Source organism: Kribbella sp. NPDC055071, from assembly GCF_053608045.1.
In genome coordinates this window covers 1-12,584 of record NZ_JBSGUS010000034.1, presented here as the reverse complement: position 1 = coordinate 12,584, position 12,584 = coordinate 1, and the positions used below count along the sequence as shown (strand labels likewise).

Here is a 12,584-nt window from a genome sequence, read left to right as displayed (position 1 = left end):
GGCCCAGGTCCGCCACGCTCGACCTGGAGCACCGACTGCGAAGGGCGCCTCCGGGACTCGTTCTGGAGGGGACGGCAGATGAGTGAAACCGCGCTAAGGGAGCTGCTGGATCAGCGCGTCGCTGTGCTCGACGGCGCGTGGGGCACGATGCTCCAGGGTGCGAAGCTGACGCCCGCGGACTACCAGGGCGATCGGTTCGGTGACCACACCCACGACGTCACCGGTGACCCCGATCTGCTCAACCTGACCCGGCCGGACGTGATCCTCGACGTTCACCGCCAGTACCTGGCCGCGGGCGCGGACATCACGACGACCAACACCTTCACCGCGACGAGCATCGGCCAGGCCGACTACGGCCTGCAGTCTTACGTGCGCGAGATGAACATTGCCGGTGCCCGGATCGCCCGCCAGGCCGCGGACGAGTTCGGTGGCCGGTTCGTCGCCGGTTCGATCGGCCCGCTCAACGTGACGTTGTCGCTGTCCCCGCGGGTCGAGGATCCGTCGTACCGGGCGGTGACCTTCGAGCAGGTGCGCGACGCGTACGCCGAGCAGATCTCCGCGCTGGTCGAGGGTGGCGTGGACCTACTCCTGATCGAGACGATCTTCGACACCCTGAACGCCAAGGCCGCCGTCGCCGCGGCGCGCGAGGTCGCGCCGGACCTGCCGCTGTGGATCTCGGTGACGATCGTCGACCTGAGCGGACGGACGCTGTCGGGCCAGACGGTCGAGGCGTTCTGGAGTTCGATCGAGCACGCCAAGCCGCTCGTCGTCGGCGTCAACTGTTCGCTCGGCGCGGCCGAGATGCGTCCGCACGTGGCCGACCTGGCGCGCTTCGCCGACACGTACGTCGCCTCCCACCCGAACGCCGGTCTGCCGAACGCCTTCGGCGGGTACGACGAGACCCCCGAGCAGACCTCGGGCATGCTGCACGAGTTCGCCGAGTCGGGCCTGGTCAACATCGTCGGCGGCTGTTGCGGTACGACGCCCGCCCACATCAAGCAGATCGCCGAGACGGTCCGCGGGTTGCCGCCGCGCTCCGTCGTACCGGCCGACGAGACCACGAGGTTCTCCGGGCTGGAGCCGTTCAAGATCGGGCCGGACACCGGGTTCGTGATGATCGGTGAGCGGACCAACGTGACCGGGTCGGCGCGGTTCCGCCGGCTGATCGAGGGTGACAACCACCAGGCCGCGGTCGACGTGGCGCTGGAGCAGGTCCGCGGTGGCGCGAACCTGCTGGACGTGAACATGGACGCCGACCTGCTCGACAGCGAGCAGGCGATGACGACCTTCCTGAACCTGATCGCGACCGAGCCCGAGGTGGCCCGGATCCCGATCATGATCGACAGCTCGAAGTGGTCGGTGCTCGAGGCCGGGCTGAAATGTGTGCAGGGCAAGGGCGTGGTCAACTCGATCAGCCTGAAGGAAGGCGAGGACGAGTTCCTCCAGCGGGCGCGCAAGATCATGGACTACGGCGCCGGCGCGGTGGTGATGGCCTTCGACGAGCAGGGCCAGGCCGACACGGTCGAGCGCAAGGTCGCGATCTGCGGGCGGGCGTACGACCTGCTGACAGGGATCGGCTTCCCGCCCGAAGACATCATCTTCGACCCGAACGTGCTCGCGGTCGCGACCGGTATGTCCGAGCACAACGGCTACGCGAAGAACTTCATCGACGCGCTGCCCCTGATCAAGCAGCGCTGTCCGGGCGTCCACATCAGCGGTGGCATCTCGAACCTGTCGTTCTCGTTCCGCGGCAACGACATCGTCCGTGAGGCGATGCACTCGTCGTTCCTGTACCACGCGGGCAAGGTCGGCCTGGACATGGGCATCGTGAACGCCGGTCAGCTGGCGGTCTACGAGGACATCCCGAAGGACCTGCTCGAGCTGGTCGAGGACGTCATCTTCGATCGGCGCGACGACGCGACCGACCGCCTGGTCGCGTTCGCCGAGAACGTGAAGGGCAAGGGCACCAAGCGCGAGGTCGACCTGACCTGGCGCGAGGGGACCGTGCAGGAGCGGCTGTCGCACGCCCTCGTGCACGGGATCGTCGACTACATCGAGGAAGACACCGAGGAGGCGCGCAAGCAGCTGCCGCGTCCGCTCGAGGTGATCGAGGGCCCGTTGATGGACGGGATGAAGATCGTCGGCGACCTGTTCGGTGCCGGCAAGATGTTCCTGCCGCAGGTGGTGAAGAGCGCCCGGGTGATGAAGCGCTCGGTCGCCTACCTGGAGCCGTTCATGGAGGCGGAGAAGGAGCAGGCCCGCCTGGAAGGACGCGCGGAAGCCGTGCGTGGGCAGGGAAAGATCGTGATGGCCACCGTCAAGGGCGACGTCCACGACATCGGCAAGAACATCGTCGGCGTCGTGCTCGGCTGCAACAACTACGAGGTGATCGACCTCGGTGTGATGGTGCCGGCGGCAAGGATTCTCGACACGGCCGTTGCCGAGGGCGCCGATGCGGTCGGCCTCTCCGGCCTGATCACCCCGTCGCTGGACGAGATGGTTGCCGTGGCCACCGAGATGCAGCGGCGTGGCCTGAAGCTCCCGCTGCTGATCGGCGGCGCGACGACCTCCAAGCAACACACGGCGGTCCGGATCGCTCCGGCGTACGACCGGACGACGGTGCACGTACTGGACGCGTCCCGGGTCGTGGGTGTGGTGTCCGATCTGCTGGACGAGGACCGCGCCGAAACGCTTGCTCAGAGCAACAGCCTTGAGCAGGAGCGGCTGCGGGAGCAGCACGCCAACAAGCAGCGGAGTCCGCTGCTGACGATCGATCAGGCGCGCGCGAACGCCGAGCCGGTCGAGTACGGCGAGCTGCCGGTGCCGGCGTTCACCGGGCTGAAGCGCGTGTCGCCGTCGATCGAGACGCTGCGGGCGATGATCGACTGGCAGTTCCTCTTCCTGGCCTGGGAAGTGAAGGGCAAGTACCCGGCGATCCTGGACAACCCGGTCGCCCGGGAGTTGTTCGACGACGCGAACACCCTGCTCGACGAGATCGTTGCCAACGGCTCCTTCACGGCCGAGGGCGCGTACGGGTTCTGGCCGGCGCACAGCGCGGGCGACGACATCCTGCTGGACGGGCAGGAGATCTCGTTCCCGATGCTGCGGCAACAGACCGAGAAGCCGCAGGGGCGGCACAACCGCTGCCTGGCCGACTACGTCGCGCCGGCCGGTGACCACCTCGGCGGCTTCGGCGTCGCGATCCACGGGGCCGAGAAGCTCGCGGCGTCGTACGAGGAACGCAACGACGACTACCGCGCGATCATGGTGAAGGCGCTGGCGGACCGGCTGGCGGAGGCATTCGCCGAATGGATCCACCTGGAGGCGCGGCGGGCCTGGTTCGAGCCCGGCGCTGAGCCGGTGCTGGCGGACCTGCACGCGGAGCGGTTCCGCGGGATCCGGCCGGCGCTCGGATACCCGGCGAGCCCGGACCACTCCGAGAAGAAGGAGCTGTTCGAGCTGCTGGAGGCCGACAAGCTCGGCCTCGGGCTCACCGAGTCGTTCGCGATGACACCGGCCGCGGCGGTCAGCGGCCTGATCTTCGCCAGCCCGTCGGCGCGCTACTTCAGCGTCGGCCGGATCGGACGCGACCAGGTCGAGGACTACGCCGTACGACGGAACCTCCCCGTCGACGAGATCGAACGCTGGCTCCGCCCCAACCTCGCCTACGACCCGGACTGAGACCACCCGCCGCCGGACGTGATGTCACACTCGCGGGGGCGGACGGCTCTTAGTGGGTGTGAATGAGATGAGTTCGGATGTAGACACCGAGGAGTTCATCAAACATCGGGAGCTGCTGTTCTCGATTGTTTACGCGATGCTCGGGAGCGTCGCGGACACCGAGGACGTGCTGCAGGAGACCTGGCTCGCGTGGTCGGGGCGCACCGGCGTGGAGTATCCGCGCGCCTACTTGGTTCGGATCGCGGTGAACGCGGGGCTGGCCCGGCGTACGGCGATCAACCGGCGCAAAGAGGAATACGTCGGGCCGTGGCTGCCCGAGCCTGTGGTCACACCGGTCGACCCGGTCGAACGCGTCGAGACGGTGTCGCTGGCGGTTCTCGTCGTACTCGAGACGTTGTCGCCGTTGGAACGCGCGGTGTTCGTGCTGCACGAGGTGTTCGGGTACGCGCACCCGGAGATCGCGGAGATCGTGGATCGGACGCCCGCCGCGGTACGGCAACTGGCCCATCGGGCCCGGGAGCACGTGCAGGCGCGGCGACCTCGGTTCCGCACCGACCCGAGGGTTCAGCTCGCGGTGACCCAGCGGTTCATCGATGCCGTCGTGGGCGGTGAACTGCAGGCGTTGATGGACGTGCTCGCGCCCGACGTCACCCTGTGGGCCGACGGTGGTGGGAAGGCTCGGGCGGCCGGACTTCGGCCGGTGCTGGGCAGCGACAAGATCGCGCGCATCATCATCGGCGACCGGTTGCGGCAGCCGATTCCGTCGCTCGGCGTGCGGTACCGGACCGTCAACGGAGATCCGTCCGCGCTGCTGCTCACCGGCGACACGCCGTTCGCAGTGATCGTGCTGGAGGTCGAGGACGACCTGGTCACCGGCATCTACGCGATCACGAACCCGGACAAGCTCGCGCGGCTGGAGGTGAACTGACATGACCACCGTCACGGTTGTCGTCGTCGCGATCACCGTTGCTGTGAACGCCTTCTCCGGCATCGCGGCCCTGGTGCACTGGAAACCGATCCTGCCGGGGATGGTGAAGGCGAACGTGCCCGAGTCCTGGCTGACGTTCCCCATCGGCACCGTCAAAACCACCGGCGCGGCAGGGCTTCTCGTGGGTCTGATCGCCGGGTCCCCGGCCCTGGTGTCGGCGGCCGCGATCGGCCTGGTGCTGTTCTTCGTCTGCGCGCTCTACACCCACATCCGGGCCGCCGACTACACCGCTCAATTCGGCCTGGCCATCGCCTTCCTGACGATGGCCACCGCCTCACTCGCCCTTACCGTGAGCCCGTGAACCGCCAGTGGGTCTCCACCAGCCTTTAGTCGCCGCACCCTGCGCCGGAGCACCGCTGTCAGGCATCGGTTGAGCAGGGTCGGACAACCCCGAGACTGCCTGCCGGACGGCTCCCTCTCTGAGCATGACGGCCAGTTCGCGCACAGCGTCGGCTGCCGGTGCGTTCGGAGTTCCGTGCTGCCGCTTGCTCGCCTCGACGGCGGGCAGGAACTTCGACTGCAGCTTCACGTCGGCAACGAGGTGCAGCACCTCGTCGAACTCCTCTGCGCCGGGCATCATCGCGGCGACCGCCGTCCAGCGCCGATCGGGCGGCACCAGTTTGAGCTCGTTGCAGAGCGAGACGTAGTTCTCCGACGAGACCTCTTTGCCCTGTTGCCGGAGGACCTCGGAGAGGAGATCCCGGGTAGCCGACGTCTCCGGGCCGCCCTGGTAGCGGAAGTGCGGATCCGGCACTCCGTCGGGTGACATCAGCTGAACGGCTTCCGGATGCCGAGCGATCGCAGCCAGTTGCTCCTCGGTCCACACGCCCGCGAGACCGGCGTCGAGGGCGAGGTCCTCGGGCATGACCTGGCCCTGAATGTCCGGGATCGGCCCGATCTTCTGGTACGCGGTTGCAGCCATGGAGCCGGTCGCAGCGACCACGGCATCCCAGTGCGACTGCAGCGTTGTCGCGGACGGCTGTCGAGCCGACGCAACGCCGTCGCGTCGATCGAACGCGTCCTTGACCGTCGTGAATACCCGTCGAGGCATGATCAGTGGGCTCTTGAAGGCATGCATCGCATCCGCGGTGTCTGCCGTGCTGATCGCGGCGTCGGCGTCGGCGACGGCAATGTCTCCGTCCCAGCGTTCTGGTGCGCGCTCGGCGACAGATCCGACGGCGTCGAGGATCGACCCCGCCCAGTCGGCCTCCTGGGCGAGTAGGGGCAGGATCCGCATGGCTCTCCCATCGCTCGACGAACCGGTCGGACGACCCACAGTAGGCAGCCGAGGGGGGCATTCCCCTGAGCTCCAAGGCGCGGGTAGCTTGCTGTCGCAGGCCACATCATTCTTGGAGGGGAAACTATGGGTATCGGATCGTTGATTCGGCGGCCGTCGCGGCGCGTGGTTCTGACCGGGGTGGCGGCGGTCGCGCTGGCTTCGGTCGTTGGTGGGGTCGCGTACTCGGCGGGCGTCGCGGCGCAGCAGCCGGCGATTCAGACGTCGACACCGCGCAGCGAGAAGCAGGTGACGAACATCGACGTCCTGCGGCAGCAGTTGCGCAACTACTACGGCGACCCGCTCGGGAGCGGCACGTTCGCGCCGGACAGCAACTACGCCAAGGAGGCCCGTTCGGTCGCGTCCGACGGCACGCGCTGGATCTCCGCACCACATCACACCCGGAAGACCAAGGCGATCCTGCTTGACGTCGACGACACCTCCCTGGTCACCTGGAACTACGAGATCGCCAGCAACTGGGCCTTCAACCCGACGACCAACGCGGACTTCGTGCTCGGGCAGAAATTCCCCGCCGTACCGGGCATGGTCGAGCTGGCGAAGACGGCCGAACGCGAGGGGTACGCGATCTTCTTCCTGACCGGCCGTGGGGCCGCGCAGGAGCCGGCGACGCTGGGCAACCTGACCGAGGACGGGATCGGCGTCGACGCCGGCTACCCGAAGCCCACAACCCTGAGCAACGGTGAGGACGGCCTGTTCACCAAGCCCGCCGTCGCCAACTACCCGGACTACCTGAAGACCGCCTGCGCGGCCGACCCCAACGGCGCCTGTACGACGATCCACTACAAGTCGGCCACCCGCGCACACATCGAGTCGCTCGGCTACGACATCGTCGCGAACTTCGGCGACCAGTTCTCCGACCTCAAGGGTGGCTTCGCCGACCGCACCTTCAAACTCCCCAACCCGAACTACTACCTGCCGTAACCCACGGGATCGTCACCCCTTGGCTCGGGGGAGGACGCCGTACAGCAGAAGTCTGAGGTTGTCGCGGAGGGTCGGCTCGAACTCCATCCGGAGGGCGCCGACCGCCGGGTCCGCCTCGTAGGCGGCGATGATGGCGGGAACGGGGTGGGCGTGCGTCCAGATCGCGCCGGCGAACATACTCGCCGCGGCGATGAAGTCGCGCGCTCTCCCCGGGCCCAGCTCCGGTAGCGCCCGGAGCACGACCTCGATCATCCGCTCGAGGCTGACCACGGCCGCCCGCTTGAACGTCAGCGCCGTCTCGGTCGAGATGTTGCGCTCCAGCACCGAAGCCTGCGCGCTGATCAGGTCGCAGAGCACTGGCCTGGCGACCAGTGTGTCGACGACGGTCTCCACCAGCTGCTCGGCCCGCACTTGGATCGGAGCCTCTGGATGAACCTGGTCGAGCGCGTCGGCGAGGTCATCGACCCAGCCGGTCAGCTCCAGGCCGGAGAGCTCCAGGAGGACAGCCTCGCGGGAGTCGAAGTAGTTCAGCACGTTCGACTTCGCCAGGCCCACGCGGCGGCTCAGCTCGTTCAGGCTGACGTCCGCGACCGGCATCTCGGTCAGCATCGCCGCCGCCGTCGCCAGGATCGCGTCCCGTCGGGCCGCTCGCTGCTCCGCGCTGCGCGCGCGTTGGAATGTCACCACCCTCACATTCTACAGACCATCGGTCTGTTGTTAACGGACCGATGGTCTGATAACTTCGGAGTCGTAACAGACCGCCAGTCTTTTAGGTAGTCTTTTAAGTAGCCCGCGCAGAGGGAGACAGACCATGTACGACGTTCCCGACCAGACCGGCAAGCTCGCCGTCGTCACCGGCGCGAACAGCGGCACCGGCAAGGAGGCCACCAAGCGGCTCGCCGCGGCGGGTGCCCGGGTGGTGATGGCGGTCCGGACACCGGCCAAGGGTGAAGCCGCCCGCGCCGAGATCCTCGCCGAACACCCGAACGCCCAGCTCGAGGTCCGCCGGGTCGACCTCGCCGACCTCGAGTCCGTCCGCGAGTTCGCCGAGAAGCTCACCGCCGACGAGCCGTACCTCGACCTGCTGGTCAACAACGCCGGTGTGATGACGCCGCCGCAGCGGATGACCACCAAGGACGGCTTCGAGCTGCAGTTCGGCTCGAACTTCCTCGGCCCGTTCGCGCTCACCGTTCGGCTGCTGCCGCTCGTCCTGGCGTCCCGCTCGCCCCGAATCGCGACGATGGCCAGCGGCGTCGTCCGCTGGGGCAAGATCCGGTACGACGACCTGCAGTGGGAGAACCGCTATCGGACCGCGCAGGCCTACTCGCAGTCGAAGTTGGCCGACCTGATGATGAGCAACCACCTGGCCAAGCTCTCCGCCGATCGCGGCTGGGGCCTGCTCGCGGCCGCCGCGGATCCCGGTTACACCCGCACCAACCTTCAGACCGCAGGCGTCTCGCTCGGTCGCGAGCGGCCGTCACTCCCGGTCCGGCTGTTCATGCGGTTCAACCCGATCCCGTCGCAGGAAGTCGAGACCGGCACCGAGCCCCTGCTCTTCGCGGCCACCGACCCCGAGGCCCGGTCCGGCGCGTACTACGGTCCGTCGCGCTACTTCGGTTTGGTCGGTCCGACCAAACTCTTCACGGCTCCGAAGACCGCGCTCGACCCCGAGGCCAACGCCCGCCTCTGGTCCGTCGCCGAAAAACTCACCGGCGTAGCCCTGCCCGCACAGGTCGCGTGATCTCCTACTTCTGGGATGCGCGGTAGGCCTTCAGCGCAGTTACCGCGCGTTCCCGGTAGGCGACGATCACGTCCGCGAGCGGATGCTGGTCCGACGGGTTCGCGATCAGCTTGTCGAGTGTCTCGTAGATCTGCTTCAGGAGCTGGTCGGCCGCGGCGGCGTCGGGCGCATTGATCACCGCCTTCAGCTTCGCGGTCACCTCGCGATCGGCGGCGACCGACAAGGCGTGCGCGAACTCGAACTTGATCGTCTTGAGGTTGCCGAAGGCATCGTCCTCGTGCCCGGGCTGGTCCTTCGCGAGCAGACCGTGGGCCTGCCGATCGCCGGCCTTCTCCTGCCTCCGCTGGGTGAACTCGTCGAGAAACTCCGACGCGGACCGCAGTGCCTGTACGCCGCGGCGGCTGCCGAGCAGGCTGGTCACCCCGCCAACGGCAGCACCCTTGGCCGCGCCAATGAGCGGATCCCACAGACCCCGCTGCTCGATCCCTCGCTCGAACCCGCGCTTGGCGCCGTCGTACATCGCGCCCGGCAAGGCCTTGGCGACCTCCCAGGCCTGGTCCTTGGCCCGGTCCCGATCGTCCTGGTCGTTCTCGTGCACCACCGGAGTCTCGTCGCCGAGCTGGACCTGATCCGGTGCCGGGTCGGTCTTGCTGCGCCCGGCCATCCGATCGATCAGCGGCATCTCGGCATCGATCTCGTCCGCCGCGCCGCGCAGCTTGTGCGCGATCGCGTGGGTGCTGTCGGTCGAGCCGAACGTCGCGGTGGTGAGGCCGTTCAGCTTGTACTCCACCTCGTCGATCGCGATCTCGACGAAGTTGGAGTGCGACCAGAAATCCTCCAGCGCGTGCGACGCCCGGCCGATCAGATCCAGCGCCTCGGGAGTCACGCCCGGGCCGGATCCCGGCTCGCCGCCGGTGGAACGGCGTACCTCGGCGGCCGTCTCGTCCGCGACCGCACCCGACGGCAGGGCGCCGATCTTGGCCTGGCCGGCACCCTGGTCGAGATACGCGCGGATCTTGTGCGAGCCCTCGGCGGCGGCCGCGGTTTGGCCGCGGGCGAGCTCGGGATGGTTCAGCTTCGCCGCGTTGAACAGCGTCTCCTTGATGTACTCGCGGGAGATGAAGATGTGCGGCGGCAGTCCACCGGTGTCCAGATCGCCCAGTGCGGCAGCGATTCCGTTGCCCAGATCGGTCCCGGCCGGGTTGTCCATGTGCTCGTAGAACTTGTACCCGCCGTACGCCTGACCCGAGGCCAGCCCGCCCGGATCCGAGATGGCCGCGTCGAGGACGGCCTGGCAGGCGTTGTGGAAGTTGGTGATCTCCTTGTCGGTGAGGTGACCGTCGTGGGCGGCGAGCTTGGTGGCCTTCCACTCCAGGATCACGTTGCCGAGGGCGGGGTGGGCCTGGGACAGGTCGCGCTCCCAGTTGGCGGCGTAGATCAGACCGATCTCGTCGGCGGTGAACTCCGAGCCGGCCAGGCCGTTGACGACCGACGTGCGGTGGTAGCGGGGATCGAAGTGCTGTACGGCGAGTTGCTTCGGCGCGGGCAATGCCTCAAGGGGTCCCGAGCCTCCCGAGCCCCTCGTATTGGCGACGGTCTCGGCGTCAGCCTCGAGGTCGCCTGATCGACCGGTGCTCTGCTGCACGACGTGACCGAGTTCGTGGGCGAGAACGTGGTCGCCGTACGGCGTGCCGGGGGAGACGCCGGGAGCGAGATGGACCTCGTGGCCCTCGGTCAGGCCGTGGACACCGCTGCTCGCGGCCCGCGTGCTGTCCCGGTGGACGGTCGCGGCCGAGAGGTCGAAGCCGGTCACTCCTTCGACCTCACCCCGCACGGTGGATTCCGCGCCGAACGCTCCGGACACGGCGGCGTTGCCGGCGAGTTGACCGAGCTCGCGCATGCGCGCCTGCGCGGGGTCGAGGTCCTCATGCTCGGGACGTGGGTCTGGGCCGAGGTCGGGTTCCGCGAACTCCTCCTCGGTTCTGCGCGTTCGCCGCATCCCGCCCCCGTCCGGTCTCTCGTCGTACTGACGCTACGGTCCGTGTCGCCGCCTCGGGGAGGGCCTAAGGGGCAGAATTGCGTGCATCCGCGGGCCTATCCTGCGCAGATGAGCGAGTGGTCGAGCGGAGATGTCTACGAGTCGTATGTGGGCCGGTGGAGTCGTCTGGTCGCGGCCGAATTCCTGAGCTGGCTAGATCGGCCGGTGCGGTTGCGTTGGCTCGATGTCGGCTGCGGTACGGGCGCTTTGACCAGCACCATCCTGCGTACGGCGGATCCCGCGACCGTGCTCGGGATCGACCCGTCGGCCGGCTTCATCTCCTACGCACAGCAGACGATCCGCGACGAGCGGGCAAGCTTCGAGGCCACCGCCGAACTCCCCGCCGGGCCGTACGACGTTGTCGTGGCGGGCCTTGTGCTCAACTTCATCCCCGATCGCGCGGACGCACTACGCCGGATGCGCGAGATTGGCTCGACGGTCGCGGTCTACGTGTGGGACTACGCGGATGGCATGCACTTGATGAAGTACTTCTGGGACGCGATGATCGCGCTGCGGCCCCAGGATCGCGAGCACGACGAGGGCATCCGGTTCCCGTTCTGTACGGCTGAGGGGCTCGACGGGCTGTTCACCGATGCCGGGTTCACCACGGTTCGTACGCGCGAGATCGTCGTACCGACCGAGTTTGCGTCGTTCGACGAGTACTGGCAGCCGTTCTTGGGTGGCCAGGGGGTCGCGCCGGCGTACCTGCGTTCGTTGGATGCGGCCGATCAGGAGGCGATGCGGGCCGAGGTGCGCTCGCGGTTGCCGATCGAGGCGGACGGGTCGATCCGGCTGACCGCGCGGGCGTGGGCCGCGCAGGCGGTCAGCTGAGGTAGTCGGTGCGGAGCAGGCCGAACAACACGTCGTCGGTCCACTCGCCCTTGAACCAGGTGTTGGACAGGCGCAGGCCCTCCTGCTTGAAGCCGACGCGCTCGAGCAGGCGGGACGAGGCGGTGTTGCGGAGGTCGGCTTCTGCGGAGACGCGGTGGAGTTTCCGCTCGACGAAGAGGTGTTCGAGCAATCCCCGGACCGCTTCGGTCGCGTACCCCTGGCCTTGAGAGGCGCGCGCGAACGTGAACCCGAGCTCCGCCTGCATCAGGTTCTCGTGCAGCTTGAGGCCGAGATCGCCGATGAGCAGGCCGTCGAGGTCGACGGCGTACTGGAACCAGCCCGGGGCGGCCGGGTCGTCCTGGCCGAACCGCTCGACCGTGCTGATCGCGTCGGCCAGCGGCACCGGGGCGTCCCACCCCTGGTACCGGGCGACCTCGGGATCGGAACGGTAGGCCGCGAACGCCTCGGCGTCGTCACGGGTGAAGTGGCGCAGGGTCAGCCGCTCGGTGCGCACGAACATCGGGCCATCATGTCAAAACCGCGGTTCCAGCTCCGTCGTATCAGTGAGAGGAGCGCGCCGATGAAATTCCTACTGATCCTGCAGGGGGACGACGATCCAGCCCTGCGCCGCGACGACTTCGAACGCGCGGCCCACGACGCCGGAGAACTGGTCGGCGGCGAGTTGCTCGCGCATCCACAACTCGCCGTCCACGTACCTGACCCTGCGTCCGAGCACAGTGCGATCACACCGATCGACGGCTTCTACTTGATCGACGTGGAGAGCGCCGACCGGGCGGTCGAACTCGCGCGCCTACTGCCGGACGCGCGAGCCAGCGGCCGCTCCGTCGAGGTCCGCGCAGTGATGAACTCAACCGCCACCGACCTCTAAGGCGCGGGTCGACCGGCCACCGCGTCACGGCGTCTGTCCTGTTGCCGCCTTCGGCGGGGGCGCGGGTGGTGGGTTCGCCGCTGGTGTGGTTTTGCGCGGAGGGGACTGTGGTGGCGCGGTCTCCGGGCTGCGTGATGGTGCTGGTCGCGGTGGTGTGCGTCAAGGGCGCCTTCGGCGTCGCTGCGCGATCTTCGACCC

11 protein-coding genes are annotated in these 12,584 nt (G+C 68.1%); 7 read left to right on the top strand and 4 right to left on the bottom strand.

Annotation, left to right across the window (positions count from 1 at the left end; genetic code table 11):
- Nucleotides 1-78: 78 nt before the first annotated feature.
- The 3 genes from metH (at nucleotide 79) to ACWF4Z_RS35155 (ending at nucleotide 4,970) form a co-directional block, all read left to right on the top strand.
- Nucleotides 79-3,681, top strand: coding sequence for a methionine synthase (metH, locus tag ACWF4Z_RS35165; RefSeq protein ID WP_452247538.1), 3,603 nt, complete (start codon nucleotides 79-81; stop codon nucleotides 3,679-3,681).
- Nucleotides 3,682-3,748: 67 nt separating this feature from the next.
- Nucleotides 3,749-4,609: an RNA polymerase sigma factor SigJ gene (gene sigJ, locus ACWF4Z_RS35160; protein WP_452247537.1), complete on the top strand. Its 861-nt coding sequence runs from the start codon at nucleotides 3,749-3,751 to the stop codon at nucleotides 4,607-4,609.
- Between the two features lies 1 nt (nucleotide 4,610).
- Nucleotides 4,611-4,970: a DoxX family protein gene (locus ACWF4Z_RS35155; RefSeq protein WP_452247536.1), complete on the top strand. Its 360-nt coding sequence runs from the start codon at nucleotides 4,611-4,613 to the stop codon at nucleotides 4,968-4,970.
- On the opposite strand, the gene ACWF4Z_RS35150 is transcribed toward ACWF4Z_RS35155, so the two are convergent.
- The gene (locus ACWF4Z_RS35150) at nucleotides 4,944-5,906 is read right to left on the bottom strand and encodes a hypothetical protein (RefSeq protein ID WP_452247535.1); all 963 of its coding nucleotides are present in this window, start codon (nucleotides 5,904-5,906) and stop codon (nucleotides 4,944-4,946) included. The two genes, ACWF4Z_RS35155 and ACWF4Z_RS35150, sit on opposite strands and share 27 nt — an antisense overlap.
- Before the next feature lie 126 nt (nucleotides 5,907-6,032).
- On the opposite strand from ACWF4Z_RS35150, the gene ACWF4Z_RS35145 reads away from it, so the two are divergent.
- Nucleotides 6,033-6,887 carry an HAD family acid phosphatase gene (locus ACWF4Z_RS35145; RefSeq protein WP_452247534.1) on the top strand — a complete coding sequence of 285 codons (855 nt, stop codon included), beginning with the start codon at nucleotides 6,033-6,035 and terminating at the stop codon, nucleotides 6,885-6,887.
- Nucleotides 6,888-6,899: 12 nt separating this feature from the next.
- On the opposite strand, the gene ACWF4Z_RS35140 is transcribed toward ACWF4Z_RS35145, so the two are convergent.
- The gene (locus tag ACWF4Z_RS35140; protein ID WP_452247533.1) at nucleotides 6,900-7,574 is read right to left on the bottom strand and encodes a TetR family transcriptional regulator; all 675 of its coding nucleotides are present in this window, start codon (nucleotides 7,572-7,574) and stop codon (nucleotides 6,900-6,902) included.
- A gap of 124 nt (nucleotides 7,575-7,698) precedes the next feature.
- Between ACWF4Z_RS35140 and ACWF4Z_RS35135 the strand changes: the two genes are divergently transcribed.
- Complete coding sequence (locus ACWF4Z_RS35135; protein WP_452247532.1) at nucleotides 7,699-8,628, top strand: SDR family oxidoreductase; 930 nt, start codon at nucleotides 7,699-7,701, stop codon at nucleotides 8,626-8,628.
- Between the two features lie 4 nt (nucleotides 8,629-8,632).
- On the opposite strand, the gene ACWF4Z_RS35130 is transcribed toward ACWF4Z_RS35135, so the two are convergent.
- Complete coding sequence (locus tag ACWF4Z_RS35130) at nucleotides 8,633-10,627, bottom strand: eCIS core domain-containing protein (protein ID WP_452247531.1); 1,995 nt, start codon at nucleotides 10,625-10,627, stop codon at nucleotides 8,633-8,635.
- Between the two features lie 108 nt (nucleotides 10,628-10,735).
- Here ACWF4Z_RS35130 and ACWF4Z_RS35125 point away from each other — a divergent pair, with 108 nt between their 5' ends.
- Nucleotides 10,736-11,497, top strand: coding sequence for a class I SAM-dependent methyltransferase (locus ACWF4Z_RS35125; protein ID WP_452247530.1), 762 nt, complete (start codon nucleotides 10,736-10,738; stop codon nucleotides 11,495-11,497).
- Here ACWF4Z_RS35125 and ACWF4Z_RS35120 read toward each other — a convergent pair.
- A complete protein-coding gene (locus tag ACWF4Z_RS35120) occupies nucleotides 11,490-12,017 on the bottom strand; it encodes a GNAT family N-acetyltransferase (RefSeq protein WP_452247529.1) in 528 nt (175 codons plus the stop codon). The genes ACWF4Z_RS35125 and ACWF4Z_RS35120 overlap by 8 nt on opposite strands.
- A gap of 60 nt (nucleotides 12,018-12,077) precedes the next feature.
- Between ACWF4Z_RS35120 and ACWF4Z_RS35115 the strand changes: the two genes are divergently transcribed.
- A complete protein-coding gene (locus tag ACWF4Z_RS35115; protein ID WP_452247528.1) occupies nucleotides 12,078-12,386 on the top strand; it encodes a YciI family protein in 309 nt (102 codons plus the stop codon).
- The last annotated feature ends 198 nt before the right edge of the window (nucleotides 12,387-12,584 follow it).

Excerpts from the sequence above, each read along its gene's own strand:
- metH (WP_452247538.1), top strand. The coding sequence starts at position 79 with ATGAGTGAAACCGCGCTAAGGGAGCTGCTGGATCAGCGCGTCGCTGTG.
- sigJ (WP_452247537.1), top strand. The coding sequence starts at position 3,749 with ATGAGTTCGGATGTAGACACCGAGGAGTTCATCAAACATCGGGAGCTG.
- ACWF4Z_RS35155 (WP_452247536.1), top strand. The coding sequence starts at position 4,611 with ATGACCACCGTCACGGTTGTCGTCGTCGCGATCACCGTTGCTGTGAAC.
- ACWF4Z_RS35150 (WP_452247535.1), bottom strand. The coding sequence starts at position 5,906 with ATGCGGATCCTGCCCCTACTCGCCCAGGAGGCCGACTGGGCGGGGTCG.
- ACWF4Z_RS35145 (WP_452247534.1), top strand. The coding sequence starts at position 6,033 with ATGGGTATCGGATCGTTGATTCGGCGGCCGTCGCGGCGCGTGGTTCTG.
- ACWF4Z_RS35135 (WP_452247532.1), top strand. The coding sequence starts at position 7,699 with ATGTACGACGTTCCCGACCAGACCGGCAAGCTCGCCGTCGTCACCGGC.
- ACWF4Z_RS35130 (WP_452247531.1), bottom strand. The coding sequence starts at position 10,627 with ATGCGGCGAACGCGCAGAACCGAGGAGGAGTTCGCGGAACCCGACCTC.
- ACWF4Z_RS35125 (WP_452247530.1), top strand. The coding sequence starts at position 10,736 with ATGAGCGAGTGGTCGAGCGGAGATGTCTACGAGTCGTATGTGGGCCGG.
- ACWF4Z_RS35120 (WP_452247529.1), bottom strand. The coding sequence starts at position 12,017 with ATGTTCGTGCGCACCGAGCGGCTGACCCTGCGCCACTTCACCCGTGAC.
- ACWF4Z_RS35115 (WP_452247528.1), top strand. The coding sequence starts at position 12,078 with ATGAAATTCCTACTGATCCTGCAGGGGGACGACGATCCAGCCCTGCGC.